The sequence below is a fragment of the Paraburkholderia sp. BR10872 genome (genome assembly GCF_040965835.1).
GTDB classification, from domain to species: Bacteria; Pseudomonadota; Gammaproteobacteria; order Burkholderiales; family Burkholderiaceae; genus Paraburkholderia; species Paraburkholderia nodosa_A.
Genome location: NZ_JBFRCN010000086.1, coordinates 1 through 21,270, shown reverse-complemented (window position 1 = coordinate 21,270; position 21,270 = coordinate 1). Strand labels below are relative to the sequence as shown.

Sequence of the window (21,270 nt, the reverse complement as noted above, 5' to 3'; positions counted from 1 at the left end):
CGCAACGCCGCTATCACGACCCGCAGGCCGTCGTGCCGATCAGCCATACGCGCGATACGGTCGGGCCGATGGGGCGCACGGTTGCCGATGTCGCGCTGCTCGACGCCGTGATTACCGGGCACGGGCCCCGCATGCGGCGCGAGATTCGTGCTGGTGATGCCGAACGCCAGCTCGTGCATGTTGGCCTTGCCGAGCAGGATCGCGCCGGCATCGACGAGGCGCTGCACCGAAGGCGCGTGACGCGCGGGCACGAAGCCTTCGAGCGCGGGCGTGCCCGCCGAGGTCTGCAGGCCGCGCGTATTGATGTTGTCCTTGACGACTACGGGCAGCCCGGCGAGCGGCAGACGCGCGCGCTCGCTGGCGCCGAGCGAGTCGATGCGCTGCGCGGTGGCGAGCGCGCCTTCCACGTCGAGCACGGTTAGGGCGTTGAGGTTGGAGAGCGCCTGCGCGCGCGCCAGCAGCGTGGCGACGTAGTCGGCGGCCTTCAGTTGTCCGGCCTGGATGGCCTCGACGGCTTGCGTTGCGCTCAATTCCAGTTGCTGGTCGACAGTCCAGGTCATGCAGCGTTCTCCTCGTGCGGCTATACAGCCATGCTAACAACGCGTGCGTTTTACGTTGCGGCGCGACTTCTTCAAGAGGCGCAGCGCGAAGCGTGCGAGCGTGGGCACGAGCGTCGGCCGCAAGAGGCGCGCGTCGTAGCCGCTCATGCGCGCGTCGTTTTCTTCGAGGCAGAGTTCGATCATCTCGCGCGGTTCGAGCGCGTCGCCCAGTACCTCGCGGTTCGCGGGCAGAAAATTCGAGTCGCGCGTATTGCCGCTGGCGTCGATGCCTCGTGCGATCGCGAGCCGCTCCCATACCAGCATGAACCAGATGGCGGCGACGCGCACGGTGTGCCACGGCCTGCGCCACGAGGGCATGGTCCTGCGATACCACGCCACCCAGTTGACGAAGAAGAGGATGTGGCGCGCCTCTTCCTGGATCACCGGTTCGAAGGTTTCGACGAGGTCTGGCGGGAAAAAGCCCGAGCGCTGCGCCGAGCGAAACAGGCCGAACGCGAAGAAGCTGTCGATGCACTCGCTATAGCCGGTGAACATCCATGCCCATTCCGCCTTTTTGGGCGGCAGGTATTCGGGTTCAGGCGCAAGTTCGATGCCGTAGGCCTGCACGAGATTCGAGAGTACGACCTTGTGGCGCGCTTCCTCGGCCGCGTCCATTTCGATTGCTTCGCGCAGCAGCGGGTCGCTGAGGGTTTGCGCGTAAGTCAGCACGCGGATCGAGGCGCGGCCTTCGGTCTGCACCGCCATGTCCCAGATCGGCAGCGATGTGAGGCGGCCGAGCGCATCGGGCTCGAGCTTCGGCCAGTCGAGCACGGCGGGGCGGTAGGGATCGTGGGTGTCGAGCAGCATCCGGCAGAACATCTTGCGATGTTCGTCCGATCCGATCTTGATGGGCCCTGGCGTGCCGTGAGTCCAGCGCCGCAGCGCGGCGTCCTGCTCGGAGATGAAGGCTGCGCCTTCGTCCGGATGCGTCAGGGTTTCGGACATGAGCATCTAACGGGAAGGGGGTATGACTCCTATTCTGTCACAACCGTAAGGAAGCATGCGCCCTCACGCGCAGCGGCGCTGCTGCTCGATCCACATGCGCGCCCAGCGGCAGGCGTAGGCGAGCGCGTGCCTTTCGTCGAAGAAGTAATCGAGTTCGTCGAACGAATGCTGCGCGCCCGGCTGCGTGCCAATGGTGAGATTGGCGGCGAAAAGGCCGTTCGGGAGCTGCCGCGCGCTGGGGGCGACGACGTAGCCTTTGTAGCGTAATGAAGTGTTCATGGCCGCGCTTCCTGCTGATCTTCTGCTGATTTGCTCGGGTTCTCGTTTTCAGTGGCGCGGGTGTTTTGCTGTCCACTCACGGTACCGACACGGACCAGCGTATGAGCCGCCGTATGTCGATGGAACCAATCATTCGTCGCAAGCAAATCACGTGTGGCCTGGAGCGGTCAGCAGGATGATCCGGATGAGGCGAGGGGTGAATCCGGCTTCAATGTGGACCGGACGAAATGCAGCGTCTGTGGGATGGCGCACGTGATCTGCGCCGCGCGACGCCGGCAATGTGGGTTAGGGAACGTTTCCCGCCCCGCACGTTCGACGCGCGGGCGGGTGGCCAGGCGGCAGAGGTCGGGCAGCGTGTCAGACCGCGAGGCTCAGACGTTTTTCGGTGCGCGGCGCGTTGGCGGCCTGCGCGCCGCCGACGCTGTTCAACGCGCTCGCCGGCGGCGCCGCGCGATGTTCCTGGCCGCCGAACGCGAGCGCGAACTGCGCCGCCTGGCGGCCGACCGTTGCGAGCTGTTCGGCGACCTTGGCGTCGGAGCACTGCAGCGCGCTCTCGAAGCGTGTCTCCAGCGTGTTGATGCCCGCGCCGAACGGTGTCGGCCAGCCGCGCAGCGCGTGCACGATCGAGCGCAGCGAGGTCAGCACCGAGCCCGCGGCCTGCCAGCCATAGGCCGTGACGATGCAGCCCACTGCGCGGCCGTCCAGGTATGGGCGGTTGTCGGCACGCAGTTCTTCGAGCGTGTCGAGCGCGTTCTTCACGAGCCCGGATACGCCGCCGTGATAGCCGGGCGTCGCGATGATGACGGCGTCGGCGGCGCGCACGGCTTCGATCAGCTCGAGCTGGGCGTCGGTTCGCACGGGGTCTTCGGGCGCGTAGTGCGGCAGCGTGTGCAGGAACGTGCCGCCGAACAACTGCGTGCGCGCGCCGGCGTCTTCGGCGCCGCGCAGCGCGAAAGCGAGCGCGCGCTCGGTCGACGAGGCGGCGCGCGTCGTGCCGCCGATGCCCACCACGAGCGGGCGGCGTTGCGAATCGGAAATGCTCAAGGGGGGCTCCCTGAAATGCGATGAGACCTGGCTCGTGGGTGATCGGGTGACGCCGCCACGAAGCCTGCAGGCCTGGAAAGGGTCATCTTAGAGATCGCGCCGAGCGGCGCGAAACGACTTTTTGTTCTATCCATATGCCGGCGGCGCTACGTTGCGCGGCGCCATGCGCCCGAAATGCATATGCGAAACCATTGGTTGGACGCGCAGCGGGCCGTGGCTAAGATGAAGCCGTCTCCTCCATGACATCTCCTTGACATGGGATTCGGCCCCGCACTTCTCCGGTGACGGGGCTGTTTTTTTTCTGGAGACGGGAACGGGCGGCGCTTCGAGGTCTTCGAGGCCACGTCGCGGCAGCTGCGTGCCGCACTGTAGGTCGTGTTTTGCGCCGCTGACTGCGGCTGCGCGCTAGCTCAAACCGTGAGGACGTTGCCGTCGGGGCCGATTTGCGGCGGAATTTCCGGCAGGGTCCCGTTGCCCGGCGCGGTGCGCGCGGGGGTGCCCGGCGTGGCCGGCAGCGTGGGCGCGGGAGCGCGCACGGCCGGTTCGGCGACCTTGCGAGTGGTGAGTTTGTCGGTGGAGGCCAGCTTGTGCTTCGTGCCGTGATGCGCCTTCTTGCCGGCATTGCTCGCATGCGCTGAGGGCGTGCGCGCTTCCGGCGGATTCCAGATCTCGATGTAGTGTTCCCCGGCGATCGCGGTGGACGCGAGGACGCCCAGCAAGGTCCCCGTGATGAAGAATCGCACGTCGTGTTCTCCGTTTCGATGTACAGGCCGGGGCCGCGCCATGCGCCGGGGCGCGATGGGGCGGCGTAACCCGGTACGGCGACCGGGCGGCACGAACGGCCGGCTGCCACGCACTGTACATTCATACAGGCGCTTATGCAAACGTTTCACGACGTGCTGCGGGCGATGTGTTGCATGGGCGCGCCGCGGCCTTACGAGGCTTGCGCCGGCGCTCAGTCTGGCGTTTGCGGGCGGTTCAGGCGTCGAGCGCCGCCCGGTTTCGTGCGATCGCTCGCTCCGCGGCCGGCCCGTGGACGCCGAGCCAGCGCCCGTAGCTGCGCGGCGAGAACGCGAGCGTGAGCACGATCATCGCGCTGATCGATACGGCGAGCATGATCCACGCGCCCGTAAAGCCGCCCGTGAGGTCGCGCACGCGGCCGGCCACGATGGGGGCGAGCGCGGCGATCACGAAGCCCAGACCCTGGACGAAGGCGACGAGGCGCGCGGCAAGGCGGTGATCCGCGCAATGGTCGAGCGCCGTGACGAGCGTGACCGAGAACGTGCCGCCGAGCCCCGCGCCCGCCGCCGCGACCCACAGCAGCGGCGCGGCCTCGGGCCACGCGGCGAGGCCGATCACACCGACGAGCTGGCCGCACAGGCCCAGAACGAGCCACGGACGCCTGTCCGTGAACGCCGCCGCGGCGAGCGGCAGGAGCAGCGCGCTGGCGGCCTGGAACACCGTCATCGCCGCGAGCAGCGAGCCGCTCGCTTCGACGCTCGCGCCGTGCTGCTGATAGTAGGCGGGCAGCCACGCGACGAGACTCGTATAACCCCCGTTGACGAGCCCGAAATGCAGCCCGAGCGTCCACGCCCGGCGCTTGCGCCAGACTGGCGCCGTTGCCGTGTCGGCATGCGCCTGCGAGGGTGCGGTGGCGGCGTGCTGCGCGTGCCGACCTGCTCCAGACCCGCCGTTCAACACGCCCCAGATCGCGAGCGCGGCCAGCGCCGGCAATGCCCAGACGGCAAGTCCCACATGCCACGAACCGCTGAGGCGTGCGACGAGCGGGCTCAGGCTCGCGCCCAGCCCGCCGCCGCCCATGATCGACGCCGAGAACAGTCCCATTGCGAGCGGCACCCGCGCGGCGAAGCGTTGCTTCATGACGGCGGGCAGCAGCGCCTGGATGGCCGCGACGCCCGCGCCGGCCGCGGCCGCCGTGAGCATGAGCGCGCCGCCGCTGGCGGCGAACGCGCGGGCCGCGCATGCCGCCGCAATCGCCACGAGCCCGAGCGCGACGCCGCGCGTCTCGCCGAGGCGGCGCGCGAGCAGGCCGGCGCCGAACGCGCCGAGGCCCATCGCGACGACAGGCAGGCTCGTGAGCAGCGAAGCGCCGTAGAAGCTCAGGCCGGTGTCGTTGCGAATGGTCGTCATGAGCGGGCTGATCGAGGTGAGCAGCGGCCGCAGATTCAGGCCGATCGCGACGATCGCGGCATACCACGCAAGCACGCTGGCCGATTCGCCGGACGGCATCCGGAAATCATTGGAGCGGGTTTGAGGGTTCAATGCGGTCAACCTTTTTGCAGCTTAACGGTTGACCATTATACGCAATAATTGTCAACAATCTGGCTCGACCCGCTATGCCCGGCATGGACGATCGAGTATGGGCGCGGGTTTATATCGCCTCGCCATGCCGCTCGCTACAATGCGACCTGACCCATCGACCCGACCCAGCTAGCGCGCCTGCCCATGGCTCAATCCTCCCGCCACGTTCCGCCCCGCGATACCGACGAACCGTCCGATATCGAAGCGCGTGTCTATGCGTCGATTTCTTCCGCGTTGCTCGAAGGCAAGCTCGCGCCGGGCCAGCAACTGGTGGAGCGCGAACTCGCGGCGGCGTTCGGCTGCACGCGCGGCGCGTTGCGCAAAGTGCTGGCGCGCCTCGGCTACGAGGGCAAGCTCGTGCTCGAACCCAATCGCGGCGCGTTCGTGCCGTCGCCCTCGGAGGACGACATCCGCGCGGTGTACCGCGCGCGCCAGGTGGCCGAAGCGGGCGTGATGGTGAGTCTGTGCGGCACGCTCGACGCCGCGATGCGGCGCAAGCTCGCGGCTCACGTGCGCAGCGAGAAGAAGGCGTTGCGCGAGGCGCGCGTGGACGAAGCGGTACGCCTTGCGGGGCAGTTCCATCTGCTGCTGTCCGAGCAGGCGGGCGGCGCCGCGCTCGTCGAAGCGCTGGCGCAACTGGTCGCGAAAACGGAGCTTTACAAGGCCCTGTTCGATCCGTCGAAGGCGTCGATGTGCGCACCCGACGAGCACGCGCAGATCATCGAGGCGCTCGAGGCGGGGGACCTCGCGGCCGCGCTCGCCACGATGCGTGCGCATCTGGGCGAGTTGGAGGAGCGGGTGGTGCAGCAGGCACGTGCGCGCGCCGGACGCGATCTCAAGACGGTGTTCGCGGATCTCACGAACGGCTGAAAGCAAGGGGCAAACGTCAGCCCTGGTCTACGCGTCGGCGCAACTCCTTCGAAGCCGCGAGCGGAATGCGCGCATCGTCCCACGTGGCGAGCCATTCAATCTCTTTCGCGGCGAATACCTGGCCATGATTGCGCAGCGCGTACTGCAACGAGTCGATAACGTGGTTGCGGATGATTTCGGGCGTATGCGGGTCGTCGAGGACGATGCGCAAGGCTTCGAGCGTGGCCATGGTGCGGCTCCGGCGAATGTGGCGACCGCAACGTTATCGCACGACAAAAAAACGCTTGCCGGGCGAGAAAAAATGCCCGGTAAAGCGCGCCTCAGTGCCGCGTGCGCTTGAATATCTCGTACTCTTCGGCGAAGGCTCTCGCAACGGCGGGCCGCTCGCGCACGCGCTGCGCGTAGGTCGCGACGGCCTCCCATTGCGATACATCGATGCCCACGTACGGCGCCCAGTTCAGCACGGTCACGAGATAGGCGTCCGCCACGCTGAATTCGTCGAGCAGGAAGGTGCGCGAGTCGAGATGATGCGCGAGCAAGCCGAAACGGCGCGGTATCTTGCCGCGCGCATATGCCTTGACGGCCTCGTCCACGTCCTTGCCGAGCAGCGGCACGAACACGGCCTTGTGCAGTTCGGTGCCGATGAAGCCTAGCCATTGTTGCAGGCGCGCGCGCTCGCGTGTGCCCGCTGGCGGTGCGAGCCGCGCTTCGGGAAAACGGTCGGCCACCCACGGCAGCACCGCCGAGTTTTCGGTGAGCGTCCAGCCGTCGTCCTCGCGCAGCACCGGCACCTGACCGAGTGCGGTGACTGCGAAGAAGTCACCGCCTTCGGCGAGCTGCTTTGTGAGCGTATCGACCTGGATGTAGCGGGCCTGCGCGCCTGCCTCGTAGAGCGCGATGCGCGTGGCGAGCGAGCACGCCAGCGGGGCGAAATACAGTTCCATCGTCTTCCTCCTTTGCGGGCTTCGGGCTTTTTTGAATTTTTGTACTATAGTGAACAAAAATCGCCGATCCAATATTTCTATGCAATCCAGTACAAAAAAGGATAGCCGCCCGCGCGGGCGGCCGCGCGCCTACGATCCGCACGAGGCGCTCGCCCGCGCGCGCGATACGTTCTGGCGCAACGGCTACGCAGGCACTTCGCTCGACGACTTGAGCGAGGCGACCGGCATGAACCGGCCGAGCCTCTATGGCGCATTCGGCGACAAGCACGCGCTCTATCTGCAGACTATGGAGCGTTACGTGGAAGCGGGGCGCACGGCGATGGAGTCCGCGCTTGACAGCGCAGTGCCGCTGCGCGAGGCGCTGATGCGCGTATTCGACGGCGCGCTCGGCTGGTATTTGCCTGCGCACGACGCGGCGCGCGGCTGCCTGCTGATCGGCACGGCGGCGGTGGAAGCCGTCAACGACGAGGCGGTGCGCGAGCGTCTTGCCGCTGGATTGTGCACATTCGACAAGGCCTTCGAGCGGCGCCTGCGGGCGGCGCTCGCGCAAGGCGAACTGCCGCCCGACGCCAGCGCGCCGATGCTCGCGCGCCTCGCCTCGGCGTTCTTGCATAGCATGGCGCTGCGCGCGCGGGCCGGCGATTCGCGGGCCTCGCTGCGCGCCATGGCGGTGGCGGGCGTCGCGCTGATCTGCGGCGAAGCGCCGACGGCGGCCGATGCGCGTGCGGCGCGGCGCCGCGCGAAGTGATGTCACGCTGAACGTTGCTGCCGGCGTCCTCCAGACGGGTCCGCACGCCGCTTTCCCTTGCTACACTGGCGCAGTCGCGCAGGGACGGCTTGCGCACTCGAAGAGGGGAACACGATGGTGCGCTACAGGCACTACAAGGGTGGCATTTACGAACTGGTTTGCGAGGCGACGCTCGAATCGGATCCTTCCGTCACGATGATCGTGTATCGCGCGGCGAACGGTACGATCTGGACGCGACCCTCCACCGTGTTCTTCGAACTCGTCGAGTATGAAGGCGGACTCGTGCCGCGCTTCGCGCCCGTCAACTGATTCTTTTCACACTCGTCTCTTCCACGCTTTTGAGGGTTTCGCCGAATGCGTTTACTGATTGCGCTGATTCTGCCCTGGCTCCTGTTCTTCACCATTGGGCGTCCGATTGCGGGCATCGTCTGCCTGATCCTGCAGGTCACGCTGATCGGCTGGATTCCGGCCGCGATCTGGGCCGTGTATTCACTCAGCCAGTTCAAGACCGACCGGAAAATAGAGGACGCGCTCGGCCGCCGCGGTTAAATCCCTGAGCGGGCGTCTACGCGCCGTTCGGAGGCGCGTTGCGCGTTACAACGCTAACGCGTGCTCACAATTCAATAAGAACTTAACGCTGATTTTTCTTTCTTACAAATAGAAAGGAGAGTCAGCTATGTTCAAGTTCGTTCTCACGGTGGGCGCCATCGCGCTCCTCGCCGGGTGTGCGGTGGCCCCGGGCTACGACTATGGTTACGGCGGCTATGGCCAGCCGTACTCCACCGGCTATTACAGCGGCTACGCGCCGGGCTATGCGCCCACATATGGCAGCGTGAATATCGGCGTCTGGGACGGTGGCGGCGGTCGCGATTATCACGGCGGCGACTGGCACGGCGGCGGCGGTGGTTGGCACGGGGGCGGCCCGGTTGGTCACGGTGGCGGTCACGGCGGACCTTGGGGGCCGCCGGGCGGTAGTCATGGAGGCGGCCCCGGCGGCGGTCATGGTGGCGGAGGCCACGGCGGTGGCGGTCACGGTGGCGGCGGACCGGGCGGCCGTTGATCCACGCCGAGTCGGAAAATCGCTTCAAAACGAATCAGGCCCGCCACTCTCACGAGGGCGGGCCTGATGCTTTGCACGAGAACCCGGCGTCACAGCCGGGGTTGTCGCGAAACTTACTGGCTCGACTGCGACGTTCCGTTCGTCGACGGGCCGTAAGCCGTCGCGCGCTGCGCTGCGACCTTGGCTTCGGCAGCCTGAATGTTTTCCGGATAGTGCATCCAGTCGCTCGGATCGTAGCCGGCGGCGCGCAGTTGCGCGAGATCGGCGCGAACTTCGGCGCGGGTCACGGGTTGTTGCTGGGGTTGTGCCTGCGCGAACGCAGCGGCGGGCACGGCGACGATGGCGGCAAGCACAGCTGCCTTCAGAAACGAATTCATGACTAACCTCCGATGTTTTTGTGGGGAGCCATCGCATCGGCGGGGCCCATCTGGTCAATGTATGTGGTCGGAGGGTAAGGGTAAATACCTGGAAAGCGAATTCAGTGTTCTTCTGGCGGCAACAATCGGGTTCGGAAATTCCTGAAGGGTTGCGCGACGTGCTTGCAATAAGGCCGGACGGCCGCGGATTATCCGGCCCTGAAATCTCGCCGGATTATTGCGAAATCCGTAATTCCAATTCGCCCGAAACGGTCTGTATCCGGCTGTGGCGCTTGCCTAGAATCCACTCACAGCCAGCCGATGCGGCGAATCGCAGCGAGCCGGCCGAGCACGACAGGGTATGCACCGTCGTTGCGCATCGATGCTAAATAATTCCGGAGGTTGTCATCATGAAGTCGCTTCTCAAGGCTGTTGCCCTTACCGTTGCCATGGCTGCTCCGCTGGCCGCTTTTGCCCAGGCCGATCAAGGTCTGACCCGCGAGCAAGTGCGCCAGCAACTCGTCGAATTCCAGCAAACGAGCCGCAATCAGGCGGCAGTCGCCCCGCAGGCGGCCGCGCCGGTCGCCCAGACCGACGGCTCGTTCGGCGGCGTGAGCAACTCGACGTCGGTTGCCGGCGCTCGCTATGTGTCGGAAGCGGCTCGCACCGGTCCGCAATCGGTCTACTTCGGCGGCCAGTAAGTCTTTCGGCAGTCAGCAGATAAAAACGGCCCGCGAATTCGCTTCGCGGGCCGTTTCGCATTTGGGCGCGGCGTTTTGTTGCCGCTACATGGCTTCCGCCTCCGGCACGTCGAGCACGAGATCCGTGCGCGCGACGGCCACGCAGGTCAGCACATAGCCCTCGGCTTTTTCCTCGCGGCTCAATCCGGGCCACTCGATCGTGAAGCTCACGTCGCCGCTCACTACGCGACACAGGCAGGCGCGGCAGGTGCCGTTGCGGCACATGCGCGGCAAACGGATGCCTTCGAACGCCGCCGCTTCCAGCAAGGTCAGCTCGGGCGGCGCTTCGAAGCTGCGCCCGAGCGGCTCCACGCGGACCACGGGCACGTGCGGCGGGCCCTCCTGCAAGCTTTCGCGGTTCACGTCGCTCATGAAAGCGACACTCCGAGCAGCCGCCCCGCGCCGGCCGTGAACGCCGCCGCGGCGAGTCCGATCACGATCTGCCGGAACGCCGAAAACGTCGCGCTGCGCCCGTTGAAGAGCGACGTGAACACGCCGACGAGGGCGAGCCCGCACGCGCTCAGCGCCACCGACTGCGCGATGGCCGTGACGCCGTGCGCCCACAGGAAAGGGGCAGTTGGAAACGCCGCGCCGAGCGAGAAGAGGCAAAACGAGACGGCGGCAGCCGACCACGGATTGCCGCCCAACTCCTTCGGATCGATGCCAAGCTCCTCACGCGCCAGCGTATTGAGCGCCTCGTCCTTGTTGCGCATGATCTGGGCGGCCACGCGGCGCGCTTCTTCAGGATCGACGCCCTTCGCCTGATAGATGAGCGCAAGCTCGTGACGCTCGGCGTCCGGCGTGTGTTCGAGTTCGTCGGCTTCCTTCGCAAGCTGCGTGCGCGCAAGCTCGCGCGCGTTGGTCACCGAGAGCCATTCGCCGAGCGCCATCGAGCAGGCGCCCGCCACGAGGCCCGCCAGCCCCGTGAGCAAAATCGTGCGATTGACGCTGCCCGCGCCCGCCACGCCCATGATCAGGCAGAAGTTCGAGACGAGCCCGTCGTTCGCCCCCAGCACCGCCGCACGCAGGTCGTTGCCCGCCATCGCGCCCTTGTGCCACGACTCGGCCGCGCCGATCGCTTCGCCGTGGCCGTGTTCGGGCTCGCGCTTCTTCGCGGCAATCGCCTGCACGATGGCCGCGTGCTGCTGCTCCTGGGCCGAAAGCTTCTCGGCGCCGGGCTCGTGCGCGTAGCGGTCGCGGTCGGCGTACTCGGCAGCGGCGACGGTGGGCAGCACGAGTGAAGGGCCGAACGTGCGCGTGAGCGTTTGCAGCAGGCGGGTTTTCGCGCTGCGCCGATGCGGCCGGGGCGTGACGCCGTTGGCCGCGAGCTTCTCGCGCCAGACGCTCGCGTGCTCGCGCTCGGAGGCCGCGAGATCGGCGAAGATGCGGCGGCGCTCGTCGTCTTTCTCGACCGCGGATAGCGTGTCGTAGACGGCGGCGCTGTCGAGTTCGTCGGCGAGATTGCGCCGGAAGCGGTTGATTTCCTGAGCGGAGGCCATGGCGCGCGGTGCGGGAAGTTATCTGCCAAGCTTACCCTGGCGCGGCAGCGGCCAGAAGCCGCGCGTCGACGCCCGCCTTGCTCCTGTCGGGCCGGTACGCTCAGCGGCGCTGACGCAGATGCCGGTAGACCGTGTTGCGCGCGAGCCCGAGTTCGCGAGCCGCCGCCGATACATTGCCGCTGTGGCGCGCGAGGGTCTCCTCGATGAGCCGCGACTGCCAGACGGAGAGGCGCGCGGGCTCGCGTTCCGTGTCGCTCGCCTGGTCTTCCGTCGAGGCATCGGCGCACGGCTGCGCGCAGTCGCTCGCGGGATCGCAATCGTGCATGAGGTCTTCGGGCAGATGCTCCATGTCGATGGCGTCTTCGCCTTCGGCCATGATCGCCGCCGTGCGCAGCGCGCTCGCGAGCTGACGCAGATTGCCCGGCCAGCGGCAGCGCGCGAAGCACGCCCGAACGGCCGGTGTCAGACGCGCGGGCGCGCCCGGCACCTCGCGCCGCACAATCTCGAGCATGCGGGCGACGAGCGGGTCGAGGTCGGTGCGCTCGGCCAGCGCCGGCAGCGTGACGACGAGGCCGTTGATGCGGTAGTAGAGATCCTCGCGGAACGTGCCTTCGGCGATCATCGCGCGCAGGTCGCGGTGCGTCGCGCAGACGATGCGCAAATCCACCGGCACCGCGCGCGTACCGCCGAGCGGCACGACGGCGCGCTCCTGCAACACGCGCATGAGCCGCACCTGTTGCGCGAGCGGCATGTCGCCGATCTCGTCGAGAAAGAGGGTGCCGCCATGCGCCTGCGCGATCTTGCCGGCGCTACCGCGGCGCTTCGCTCCCGTGAACGCGCCGTCCTCGTAGCCGAACAGCTCCGCTTCGATCAGCGTGTCGGGCAGGGCGGCGCAGTTGAGCGCGACGAACGGCCCGTCGCGGCGCGGCGAATCGCGATGCAGCGCCCGCGCGAGCCATTCCTTGCCGGTGCCCGTGCGGCCGAGCACGAGCACCGGAATGTCGCGGCCGCGCACGCGCGCCACGCGCTGCAGGGCGGCGGCGAGCCGCGCGTCGCCGGTGTCGAGGTCGGCGAGCGTGGGCTGCGGCGCGGAGTCGGCGGCGTTGGGCGCTTTCGCCTGGGAGGGCGCGGGCGTGAAGGGCGAGCGGGACGTGTCGGCTGCGGCGCTGCGCGCGAACGTAGGGACGCCCGACATGGCCGCGCCGGGCGTGGCGCGCGCGATCACGCGCACGCCGCTTGGCAGTGCGAGCGCGAGCGGCTCGCCGCTCGCGCGCATGATCTGCTGCATGAACGCCGCGAACGGCTGACCGAAGAGCGCCGCGAACTCGCGCTGCTGCAGTTCGGCGAGCGGTGCGCCGAACTGGAACAGGGCGCTGCGGTTCGCGCAGAGCAGCGTGCCGTCGGCCGAGAATGCGGCCAATCCTTCGTAGAGCGTACCAATGAATTCGGCGCGCGCATGAAACTGGAGCCGGATGGCATCGGCGAATTCGGTGTTGAACAGATGGTTCTCGATCATCTGCGCCGACATGCGCACGAGCGCGAGCGTGTGCTTGTGAAAACCGCGCGACTCGCCGCTCACGTCGAGCGCGCCAAGCGTGCGCCCATACGGATCCGCGATCGGCGCACACGAGCAGGTGAGGATGTGATTGGCGCGCAGAAAGTGCTCGCCCGCATGCACCGTGGTCGGCTGGCCTTCGACGAGCGCCGTGCCGATGGCATTCGTGCCGCGATGCTGCTCGGCCCACGAAACGCCCGGGCGCAGCGCGACGCGCTGTGCTTTCTCGACGAAGTCGCTGTCGGCGCAGCTATGGAGGATCACGCCGTTGCGATCGGTAAGCAGCACCATGCTCTGCGTATCGACGATCTGCGCGTGCAAGGCGTCCATGACGGGACGCGCCTGGTGATAGAGCGTGCGGTTCGTGTCGATCAGTTCGCGCAGGTCGGCGGCGGCGAGCGCGTCGAAGTCGGGCGCTTCAGTGGCGCGCAGTCCGAGTGCGCGCGAGCGCGCGTGAGCCTGCGCGATGGCGTCCGCGCGGGCCGCGTCGTGCGGCGTGACGGGGCGTCGGGTCACTCGTGTCTCCAGTCGTTTTTGGGCGCTACGCTGCGACGCAACATGGGTGCGCGAGCGGGGCCTCTGGGGCAGTTCATGGTACAGGAAACGCGGCGGCTGCCAATTCGGGTTGAAGCCGGGTTGAAGCCGTGTTAAAGGCAGCGGTTTCAGCCGCGCGGGCGCCGCCTCAACTGCGTCTTGCGTTTACTGGCGCGAGTGCCATGATGAAGGTGAGGGCGCATTTGCGTCGCGCCCCCGCTGAATAGCGGAGTTCGTCATGGTGCACGGCGAATTGAGGATCGTGGTGGCGGTGCTCGCCACGTTCGTTGCGCTCTTTGGCCTCGGGTATGCGATTGACGGATTGATCTTCGACGAAGACAACGTCGTGCTCTCCGGAATGGTGACCGTGGCTCTTGGGGTCGTCGCGTTCGTGGTGATGCTCACCCTGCACCCGAAAGACCTCGAATCTCTCGAACAGCACCGGCATCGCGAATCCTGACGCGCCTGGGTGGCGCGCATGGTGCGATGCGGCAACCGGCGCAGCGCGTTGGCGCAGGGCCGGGAGGAGAGTATCCGTGCGCGCAACGGCGCACGCGCTTGCTGCACCCGCGAAACAGGGCCCGGACGCCGCCGCCGCCGGCTATTTCAGGCATGTGACAACGTCGACCTTGCGGGCGGCAGGAAGTCGTCTAAAGTGAATCAAATCAACCTGCGCGAACGTGTAGTTTGCAAGGGTTGGTGTTGATCCGCGCGAGCCGGATCGGGTGTTGTCAGGCACCAGGTTGGGGCAGCCCGAAGGCGGTTGAACGCGGCCTTTTCACCCTCCACCAAAGGCGACCCCCATGCAGATCATGTTTCCGAAAGAGGTGCCCGAGTACTCGGGCCCAGACCTCACCTTGGCGTTTCCGGCGATGATCGATGGCGAGCGGGTGGAGTGTCTGATCACGGCGGCGGCGCTGGAAGATCACTTCGGGGCGGCTTCGCCGCGCGCCGAAGACATGCTCAGCGCGTTCGACCATCATCGCGACCGCATCGAGGCCTGCGCGCGCCGTTTGCTCTCCGAAACACGTGCGCAGTGTCTCGTGCTGCGCAGCGGCTACGTGCGTTTCGTGCAGGCGCACGCCAACGCGTAGTCGACAAAAAAGCGCCCGCAGGACGCGGGCGCTTTCCGATCAGCTGAGTTTGCTTGCCGCGCCCGTTGGGGCGCGGCGTTCGTTTACGCGGTTGCCGCGTTGCCGCTGGAAGATGGCGGGTTTCGTGTAGCGTTCGGATGCGGCGGAGTACGTTGCCACGCGGCGGCTCCTGTGTGCAGGGAATCTGACGATAGCTCCCTATGATAAGAAGCACGTGCCGTGCGGGGCAGTGATGCGGCTGGGAAGTAGTTTGATGCTGAGGGGGCGGCAGCGGCGTATCAAAACAAAAAGGGTGGCGCGAAGCCACCCTTTTGCTTTTACGCGTTGCCGAGATAGAAGAACCGGAACAGGAACACGGCGGCGATGATCCACACGATCAGTTTCACGTCGCGCACACGGCCCGTGAGGAGCTTCAGGCCCGCATACGAGATGAAGCCGAACGCCACGCCGTTGGCGATCGAGTAGGTGAACGGCATGGCAAGCGCCGTGAGAGCGGCGGGCACGACTTCGGTCGCGTCGTCCCAGGGCAGATCGGCGAGTTCGCGCAGCATCAGGCACGAGACGTAGAGTAGCGCCGGCGCCGTGGCGTAGCCCGGCACGACGCCCGCGAGCGGCGCGACGAACAGGCACGCGAGGAACAGCACGGCCACGGTGAGTGCGGTCATGCCGGTGCGGCCACCCGCCTGCACGCCCGAGGCGCTTTCGATATACGCCGTGGTCGACGAGGTGCCGAGAACCGAGCCCGCGAGAATCGCGGTGCTATCCGCGAGCAGCGCGCGGTTCAGGCGGTGCATCTTGCCGTGCACGAGCAGGCCGGCGCGGTTGGCCACGCCCATCAGCGTGCCGGTCGCATCGAACAGCTCGACGAGGAAGAACACGAGCACCACGTTGAGCACGCCCGTGGAGAGCGCTGCCTTGATGTCGAGCTGCGCGAAAGTCGGCATGATCGACGGCGGCGGCGAGAAGATGCCGTGGAACTGGTTGCCGCCGAAGAAGAACGAGAGAATCGTGACGCCCACGATGCCGATCAGGATCGCACCGCGCACCTTCAGCACGTCGAGCGTGACGATCGCGAAGAAGCCGATGATCGCGAGGATCGTGTGCGGATCGTGCAGGTTGCCGAGCTCGACGAGTGTGGCCGGGCTGCCGACCACCACGCCCGAGGTCTTCAGCGAGATGATCGCGAGGAACAGACCGATACCCGCCGTGATCGACACGCGGATCGAATGTGGAATGCCATTGACGATGGCCTCGCGTACGCGCAGCAGCGTGACGATGAAGAACAGGCACCCGGAGATGAACACCGCGCCGAGCGCGGCCTGCCACGTGAAGCCCATGCCCTTCACGACCGTATAGGCGAAATACGCGTTCAGGCCCATGCCGGGCGCGAGCGCGATCGGGTAGTTCGCGTAGAGGCCCATGACGAGCGAGGCGAGCGCCGCGACGAGGCAGGTCGCGACGAATACGCTTTCCTTCGGCATGCCGGCGTCGCCGAGAATGGCCGGATTCACGAAGATGATGTAAGCCATCGTGAGGAAAGTCGTGATACCGGCGAGCACTTCGGTGCGCAGGTTGGTGCCTGCTTCTTCGAAACCGAAATAGCGTTTGATGGCGTCCATGAAGATCGGGCCCTTGAGAGTCGAGCGGGTTGTTCGCTGCTTGTTGGTGTGGTGTCTTGCGTGTAGTCGGCGCAGGCAGGTCCTTGACGTGCCCATGCACACGCGCGCATGCCGCAGCGCGCGGCTACGGGCGCGATTGTAAACAATTGTCCGTCGAGCGCAGAAAAGCCGTCGTGAGCGTGGAACGGGTACAACAGCGCGCGTTGCGGTAGCCAGCGTGAGAAGGCGCGGCGAATCGCGCCCGTGGCGGGAGGAAATGGACACGACCGCTCGCAGGCGCCGGGCGTTGCTTCGCCTGGTGCCGGGTGACTGCGGCCTGTCCTGCAATCAAGCGATTACTGCTGCATTTGACCGGCGGGAGCGCCATATCCGGCGCCGCCGCGCGCCGCGCGCCGTTGCGCGACGATCGCGCCCGCGCGTTGCGCGTTTTCCGGGTAGTCGATCCAGTCGAGCGGATCGTAGCCCGCCTGCCGCCATTCGATCAGATCCGCCCGGACCTGGGCGCGAGTCAGCGGTTGCGAGGGATCGTACGGTTGGGCCACCGCCGCAGCCGACGCGAAGCAGCACGCTGCGGCGAGGACGCCGAGCGTCACACGCGGAAGGGAGTTCATGGCAAGGCCTTTCGTATTAGGGATAACCCTAAAAGTATAGGCGCTATCTCATTAACTCAAAGGGGGATCGAGGGCTACCCGCGGTGCTTCGAAGCGTCTTGGCGGTTGCTTGCCGTGCGGTAGTCGGTCGGGCGCTGTCCGGTCCATTTGCGGAACGCCCGATGGAACGCGCTCGGCTCCGCGAACCCCACAGCGGCGGCGACATCGGCGACCGGGCGGCCCGGCTCCTGCAGCGCCGCGATTGCCAGGTCGCGGCGCAATTCGTCCTTGATCGACTGGCAGCTGTGGCCTTCCTGGCTCAGCCGCCGGCGCAGCGTGGCGGGCGCCACGTTCAGCCGCTGCGCGATGGCGTCGGCGTCGGGCCACGCGGCGACGGGCAGGGCGCGCAGCGCGCGTCGCACGCGCGCCGCGAACGAGCCCGGATTGCGGTACTTCACGACGAAGTTGCCGGGCGCGTTGCGCAGAAACGCCCGCGCCGAGCTGGCGGTCTGGATCACGGGCAGTTCGAGAAAGCCGGGCGCGAATTCGAACCATGTGGCCGGCTGATCGAATGCCATGTCGTCGCAGAGCATGAGCTGGTATTCGTGCGCGGCGGCAGGCTGCGGGCAGCGAAAGCGCGCCGCGAGAAGCGGAATGCGGCGCCCCACGAGCCAGCACACGAGCCCGTAGACGAGGATGAACCAGGTCGCGTACGCGAACAGGGTGGGCGTGGGTTTACCCGCGCGGTGCGAGAGCGTGACGCGCACGCGCGTGGCGTCGATGTCGATCTCGCCCGAGAGATCGTCGAGCACGAGCCGCATGAAGTGCACGGCGCGCTGCAGCGCCTGGCGGCCCGTGCTGGCGCCAAGCGCCGAGTGCGTCATGGCGATGAAGCTGCCGCTTTTCATCGCGTGCGAATCCTGGCCGAAGAATTCGTCGTCGAGCGCGCGCGCGATGCCCGACCACAACTGGCCGTATTGCGCCGCACTCACGCGCGCGCCGGGCGCGAGCAGCACGGCCGGCGCGATGCCGGCGGCATCCGTGAGTGGCGCGGTTTCGAGGCCGCCCGCGCGCGCCAGCGCCAGCGTCTCGTTCACGAGGCTCATCGAGATCGTGCCTTTTTCGCTCAGTGTCTGGGTTCTCGCCGGTTGCATAGAACCGCCTCCCAAAGGGGTGATCGCAGCCGACATGGTAAATCCGATCAGCGACTTTGAGCGTGGCGGGCATCGAATACGGCCGCTCGCGTGCCTACACTTTTCGTAAGCCTTGCCGCCGGGGCCGCATCGCGCCAAAGTGGAAGGCAAGCGCAAGAGACACAGGAAGGGGACACACATGGACGAGTTCTATACCGACGATCAGCGCATGATTCGCGACGCCGCGCGCGACTTTGCGAGCGGGCAACTGGCGCCGAATGCGGCGCAATGGGATCGCGACGGCAAGCTGCCCGACGAGGTCGTCAAGCAACTGGGTGAGCTGGGCTTTCTCGGCATGATCGTGCCGCAGGAGCAGGGCGGCTCGTACACCGATTACGTGGCCTACGCGCTCGCCATGGAAGAGATCGCGGCCGGCTGCGCCTCGTGCGCGACGCTCGTGAGCGTGCACAACTCGGTGGGCTGCGGGCCGATCCTGCAGTTCGGCACCGACGCGCAGAAGGACCGCTGGCTCGGCAAGCTCGCGAGCGGCGAGCTGATCGGCGCGTTTTGCCTCACAGAGCCGCAGGCAGGCTCCGAGGCGAGCAACCTGCGCACGCGCGCCGAGCTGCGCGACGGCAAGTGGGTGCTCAACGGCAACAAGCAGTTCGTGACCAACGGCTCGCGCGCGAACATTGCCATCGTGTTCGCCGTGACCGATCCCGACGCCGGCAAGCGCGGCATTTCCGCGTTCATCGTGCCGACCGAAACGCCGGGCTTCAACGTCGGGCCCCATGAGAAGAAGATGGGCATCCGCGCGTCGGACACCTGCCCGATCTCGCTCGTCGACTGTGCGATTCCCGAAGCGAACCTGCTTGGGCAGCGCGGCGAAGGGCTGAAGATCGCGCTTGCGAACCTCGAAGGCGGACGCATTGGCATTGCGGCGCAGGCGCTGGGGATCGCGCGCGCGGCCTTCGATGCGGCGCGTGCCTATGCGCACGAACGCGTGCAGTTCGGCGAGCCCATCATCAAGCATCAGAGCGTGGCCAACCTGCTTGCTGACATGCATACGCGCATCAACGCCGCGCGTCATCTCGTGCATCATGCAGCGCGGCTGCGTACGCTTGGCAAGCCGTGTCTTTCCGAGGCATCACAGGCCAAGCTTTATGCTTCCGAAATGGCCGAGGAAGTGTGCTCGCACGCGATTCAGATTCACGGTGGCTACGGCTTCCTGAACGACTATCCGGTGGAGCGTCACTACCGCGATGCACGCATCACGCAGATTTACGAAGGCACGAGCGAAGTGCAGAGGATGGTGATTGCACGGCAGCTTTGAAGTGAAGTGAGGAAGACGAAGCAATAAAAAGCGAGCGCTTATGCGCCATAGCTATGCATGGGACCGGAGCAAGTGCATTGCACCAACTCCGGCTCGACAGGAGACGACGATGACCGGGTTCACCCCTTCCGCGCAGGCCTTCATCGACGCACGCGAGCTGCTGCTGCGTCACCGCACCGACTACGCACGCGCGTACGACGAATTCGCGTGGCCGAAGCTCGACACGTTCAACTGGGCACTCGACTACTTCGACGTGATGGCACGCGGCAACGACAACCCGGCGCTCTGGATCGTCGACGACCTCGCGGACGGCGGCACGCGTTATTCGTTCGCGCAGATGTCGGAGCGTTCGTCGCGCATGGCGAATTTTTTGCGCGAGCAGGGTGTGGCGCGAGGCGACCGCTTGCTGTTGATGCTGCCCAATCGCGTCGAACTCTGGGACGTGATGCTGGCGGCGATGAAGCTGGGCGCCATCGTGCTGCCCGCCACGACGCAGCTCTCGCCCGACGACGTGCGCGAACGCGTGGAAACGGGCGGCGCGCGCTGCGTCGTCGTGGACGCCGCCGAACTCGGCAAATTCGATGCGCTCGACCCGAGCGTGAAGCGCATCGCGGTAGGCGCGGCGCCCGGTGCGTGCGAAGGCTGGATCGACCTTTCGCGCGCGTACGAAGCGAGCCCCGCGTTCGAACCCGACGGCCCGACGCGCGCCGCCGACCCGCTGCTGCTCTATTTCACCTCGGGCACGACCTCGAAGCCCAAGCTCGTCGAACACACGCATGAGAGCTACCCCGTAGGCCACCTTTCGACGATGTACTGGATCGGCCTCATGCCCGGCGACATCCACTGGAACATCAGTTCGCCGGGCTGGGCCAAGCATGCGTGGAGTTGCTTCTTCGCACCGTGGAACGCGCAGGCCTGCGTGTTCGTCTACAACTACGCGCGCTTCGTGCCGAAAGACACGCTCGCCGCCATCGTGCAATGCGGTGTGACCACGCTGTGCGCGCCGCCCACGGTGTGGCGCATGCTCGTGCAGGAGCCGCTCGCAACCTATGCAGTGAAGCTGCGCGAGATCGTGGGCGCGGGCGAGCCGCTCAATCCCGAGATCATCGAGCGCGTGCGTCACGCGTGGGGCATTACGATCCGCGACGGCTACGGCCAGACCGAAACGACCTGCCAGATCGGCAATTCGCCGGGGCAGCCCGTGGTAGCGGGTTCGATGGGACGGCCGCTGCCGGGCTACCGCGTGGAACTCGTCGATGCCGACGATCAGCCCGCAAGCGAGGGCGAAATCGCGCTGCCGATTGGGCGAGATTCGGCGCAGCGTCCGCTCGGCTTAATGACGGGCTACGCGAACAACGCAAAGGCGAGCGAATACGCCATGCGCAACGGCTACTACCACACGTCCGATGTCGCTTTGCTTCGCGACGACGGCTATTACGTCTACGTGGGCCGCGCTGACGACGTGTTCAAGTCGTCCGACTACCGCCTGAGCCCGTTCGAACTGGAGAGCGTGCTGATCGAGCACGAGGCGATTGCCGAGGCCGCGGTCGTGCCGAGTCCGGACGAGCTGCGCCTGTCCGTGCCGAAGGCCTTCGTCATCGTGCGTCAGGGCTTTGAGGCAGGCCCCGAACTCGCACGCGAGGTGTTCCGCTTCTCGCGTGAAAAGCTCGCGCCGTACAAGCGCATTCGCCGCCTGCAGTTCAGCGACCTGCCCAAGACCATCTCGGGCAAGATCCGCCGCGTCGAGCTGCGCCGGCGCGAAATGGAGCGCAGCGCCGAACCCGCGCGTCAGCCCGACGAGTATTGGGAAGAGGATTTCCCCGAGCTGCGCTGATATCCACACGGAGTCCGAAATGATCGAATTCGAGTACGCGCATGAGGGCGCGGTGGCCCTGCTCACGCTTTCGCGACCGCCCGCGAATGCCTTTACAGTCGACGGCTTGCGTCAGCTGCAGCAGGTCATCGAGGCGTTCGACCGCGAGCCGCAGGTGCGCGCGGTCGTCATC

26 protein-coding genes are annotated in these 21,270 nt (G+C 66.7%); 11 read left to right on the top strand and 15 right to left on the bottom strand.

The annotated features are described in order from the left end of the window. The 6 genes from AB4Y43_RS38095 to AB4Y43_RS38070 form a co-directional block, all read right to left on the bottom strand. Window positions 1-560, bottom strand: a 560-nt coding sequence (locus tag AB4Y43_RS38095) for an amidase family protein (protein ID WP_368730099.1), incomplete at its 3' end; no start/stop codon positions are given. Window positions 561-593: 33 nt separating this feature from the next. Beyond that, window positions 594-1,544, bottom strand: a complete 951-nt coding sequence (locus AB4Y43_RS38090) for a ferritin-like domain-containing protein (protein WP_342946730.1) — start codon at window positions 1,542-1,544, stop codon at window positions 594-596. A gap of 63 nt (window positions 1,545-1,607) precedes the next feature. Continuing rightward, window positions 1,608-1,823 carry a transcriptional regulator gene (locus tag AB4Y43_RS38085; RefSeq protein WP_069261717.1) on the bottom strand — a complete coding sequence of 72 codons (216 nt, stop codon included), beginning with the start codon at window positions 1,821-1,823 and terminating at the stop codon, window positions 1,608-1,610. A 357-nt stretch (window positions 1,824-2,180) separates the two neighbouring features. Beyond that, window positions 2,181-2,867, bottom strand: a complete 687-nt coding sequence (locus tag AB4Y43_RS38080) for an NAD(P)H-dependent oxidoreductase (RefSeq protein ID WP_342946729.1) — start codon at window positions 2,865-2,867, stop codon at window positions 2,181-2,183. Window positions 2,868-3,277: 410 nt separating this feature from the next. Then, window positions 3,278-3,610, bottom strand: coding sequence for a hypothetical protein (locus AB4Y43_RS38075; protein ID WP_141710545.1), 333 nt, complete (start codon window positions 3,608-3,610; stop codon window positions 3,278-3,280). 235 nt (window positions 3,611-3,845) lie between these two features. Beyond that, window positions 3,846-5,117 (bottom strand): cyanate transporter, encoded by a 1,272-nt coding sequence (locus AB4Y43_RS38070; protein ID WP_368616656.1) that lies wholly within the window; start codon window positions 5,115-5,117, stop codon window positions 3,846-3,848. A 216-nt stretch (window positions 5,118-5,333) separates the two neighbouring features. Between AB4Y43_RS38070 and AB4Y43_RS38065 the strand changes: the two genes are divergently transcribed. Continuing rightward, a complete protein-coding gene (locus tag AB4Y43_RS38065) occupies window positions 5,334-6,059 on the top strand; it encodes a GntR family transcriptional regulator (RefSeq protein ID WP_069261721.1) in 726 nt (241 codons plus the stop codon). A gap of 16 nt (window positions 6,060-6,075) precedes the next feature. On the opposite strand, the gene AB4Y43_RS38060 is transcribed toward AB4Y43_RS38065, so the two are convergent. Then, on the bottom strand, window positions 6,076-6,288 hold the full coding sequence (locus AB4Y43_RS38060; RefSeq protein ID WP_069261722.1) for a hypothetical protein: 213 nt from the start codon (window positions 6,286-6,288) through the stop codon (window positions 6,076-6,078). A gap of 91 nt (window positions 6,289-6,379) precedes the next feature. After that, window positions 6,380-7,003: a glutathione binding-like protein gene (locus AB4Y43_RS38055; RefSeq protein WP_368616657.1), complete on the bottom strand. Its 624-nt coding sequence runs from the start codon at window positions 7,001-7,003 to the stop codon at window positions 6,380-6,382. 79 nt (window positions 7,004-7,082) lie between these two features. On the opposite strand from AB4Y43_RS38055, the gene AB4Y43_RS38050 reads away from it, so the two are divergent. From AB4Y43_RS38050 to AB4Y43_RS38035, 4 genes are all read left to right on the top strand, one after another. After that, window positions 7,083-7,751 carry a TetR/AcrR family transcriptional regulator gene (locus AB4Y43_RS38050; RefSeq protein ID WP_368730098.1) on the top strand — a complete coding sequence of 223 codons (669 nt, stop codon included), beginning with the start codon at window positions 7,083-7,085 and terminating at the stop codon, window positions 7,749-7,751. Window positions 7,752-7,865: 114 nt separating this feature from the next. Beyond that, window positions 7,866-8,060, top strand: a complete 195-nt coding sequence (locus tag AB4Y43_RS38045; protein ID WP_069261725.1) for a DUF1653 domain-containing protein — start codon at window positions 7,866-7,868, stop codon at window positions 8,058-8,060. Between the two features lie 45 nt (window positions 8,061-8,105). Next, complete coding sequence (locus tag AB4Y43_RS38040; protein ID WP_069261726.1) at window positions 8,106-8,300, top strand: YqaE/Pmp3 family membrane protein; 195 nt, start codon at window positions 8,106-8,108, stop codon at window positions 8,298-8,300. A 127-nt stretch (window positions 8,301-8,427) separates the two neighbouring features. Further along, window positions 8,428-8,811 carry a hypothetical protein gene (locus tag AB4Y43_RS38035; RefSeq protein ID WP_069261727.1) on the top strand — a complete coding sequence of 128 codons (384 nt, stop codon included), beginning with the start codon at window positions 8,428-8,430 and terminating at the stop codon, window positions 8,809-8,811. Between the two features lie 113 nt (window positions 8,812-8,924). On the opposite strand, the gene AB4Y43_RS38030 is transcribed toward AB4Y43_RS38035, so the two are convergent. Continuing rightward, window positions 8,925-9,188 carry a DUF4148 domain-containing protein gene (locus AB4Y43_RS38030; RefSeq protein WP_069261728.1) on the bottom strand — a complete coding sequence of 88 codons (264 nt, stop codon included), beginning with the start codon at window positions 9,186-9,188 and terminating at the stop codon, window positions 8,925-8,927. Between the two features lie 389 nt (window positions 9,189-9,577). Between AB4Y43_RS38030 and AB4Y43_RS38025 the strand changes: the two genes are divergently transcribed. Further along, window positions 9,578-9,868, top strand: a complete 291-nt coding sequence (locus AB4Y43_RS38025) for a DUF4148 domain-containing protein (RefSeq protein ID WP_069261729.1) — start codon at window positions 9,578-9,580, stop codon at window positions 9,866-9,868. 84 nt (window positions 9,869-9,952) lie between these two features. On the opposite strand, the gene AB4Y43_RS38020 is transcribed toward AB4Y43_RS38025, so the two are convergent. The 3 genes from AB4Y43_RS38020 to AB4Y43_RS38010 all read right to left on the bottom strand — a co-directional run bounded on the left by AB4Y43_RS38020 (window position 9,953) and on the right by AB4Y43_RS38010 (window position 13,477). Further along, window positions 9,953-10,279 (bottom strand): 2Fe-2S iron-sulfur cluster-binding protein, encoded by a 327-nt coding sequence (locus tag AB4Y43_RS38020; protein WP_069261730.1) that lies wholly within the window; start codon window positions 10,277-10,279, stop codon window positions 9,953-9,955. Next, the gene (locus tag AB4Y43_RS38015) at window positions 10,276-11,406 is read right to left on the bottom strand and encodes a VIT1/CCC1 transporter family protein (RefSeq protein WP_069261731.1); all 1,131 of its coding nucleotides are present in this window, start codon (window positions 11,404-11,406) and stop codon (window positions 10,276-10,278) included. The genes AB4Y43_RS38020 and AB4Y43_RS38015 overlap by 4 nt, the downstream gene beginning before the upstream one ends. A gap of 100 nt (window positions 11,407-11,506) precedes the next feature. Next, complete coding sequence (locus tag AB4Y43_RS38010) at window positions 11,507-13,477, bottom strand: sigma-54-dependent Fis family transcriptional regulator (RefSeq protein WP_069261732.1); 1,971 nt, start codon at window positions 13,475-13,477, stop codon at window positions 11,507-11,509. 256 nt (window positions 13,478-13,733) lie between these two features. Here AB4Y43_RS38010 and AB4Y43_RS38005 point away from each other — a divergent pair, with 256 nt between their 5' ends. Next, window positions 13,734-13,955, top strand: coding sequence for a DUF2964 family protein (locus AB4Y43_RS38005; protein ID WP_069261733.1), 222 nt, complete (start codon window positions 13,734-13,736; stop codon window positions 13,953-13,955). A gap of 343 nt (window positions 13,956-14,298) precedes the next feature. Next, window positions 14,299-14,589 (top strand): DUF1488 domain-containing protein, encoded by a 291-nt coding sequence (locus AB4Y43_RS38000; RefSeq protein WP_069261734.1) that lies wholly within the window; start codon window positions 14,299-14,301, stop codon window positions 14,587-14,589. A 317-nt stretch (window positions 14,590-14,906) separates the two neighbouring features. Here the strand turns inward: AB4Y43_RS38000 and AB4Y43_RS37995 are convergent, their stop codons facing one another. The 3 genes from AB4Y43_RS37995 to AB4Y43_RS37985 form a co-directional block, all read right to left on the bottom strand. Then, window positions 14,907-16,208, bottom strand: coding sequence for an NCS2 family permease (locus AB4Y43_RS37995; protein WP_069261735.1), 1,302 nt, complete (start codon window positions 16,206-16,208; stop codon window positions 14,907-14,909). Between the two features lie 335 nt (window positions 16,209-16,543). Continuing rightward, complete coding sequence (locus AB4Y43_RS37990; RefSeq protein WP_069261736.1) at window positions 16,544-16,819, bottom strand: DUF4148 domain-containing protein; 276 nt, start codon at window positions 16,817-16,819, stop codon at window positions 16,544-16,546. Window positions 16,820-16,893: 74 nt separating this feature from the next. After that, window positions 16,894-17,952, bottom strand: a complete 1,059-nt coding sequence (locus tag AB4Y43_RS37985; protein WP_368730097.1) for an AraC family transcriptional regulator — start codon at window positions 17,950-17,952, stop codon at window positions 16,894-16,896. Between the two features lie 178 nt (window positions 17,953-18,130). On the opposite strand from AB4Y43_RS37985, the gene AB4Y43_RS37980 reads away from it, so the two are divergent. The 3 genes from AB4Y43_RS37980 to AB4Y43_RS37970 form a co-directional block, all read left to right on the top strand. Then, the gene (locus tag AB4Y43_RS37980) at window positions 18,131-19,264 is read left to right on the top strand and encodes an acyl-CoA dehydrogenase family protein (RefSeq protein ID WP_368616663.1); all 1,134 of its coding nucleotides are present in this window, start codon (window positions 18,131-18,133) and stop codon (window positions 19,262-19,264) included. Between the two features lie 109 nt (window positions 19,265-19,373). Then, on the top strand, window positions 19,374-21,098 hold the full coding sequence (locus AB4Y43_RS37975; RefSeq protein ID WP_342946717.1) for an AMP-binding protein: 1,725 nt from the start codon (window positions 19,374-19,376) through the stop codon (window positions 21,096-21,098). Between the two features lie 19 nt (window positions 21,099-21,117). Then, the coding region (locus AB4Y43_RS37970) for an enoyl-CoA hydratase-related protein (RefSeq protein WP_368730100.1) at window positions 21,118-21,270 on the top strand (153 nt) is incomplete at its 3' end.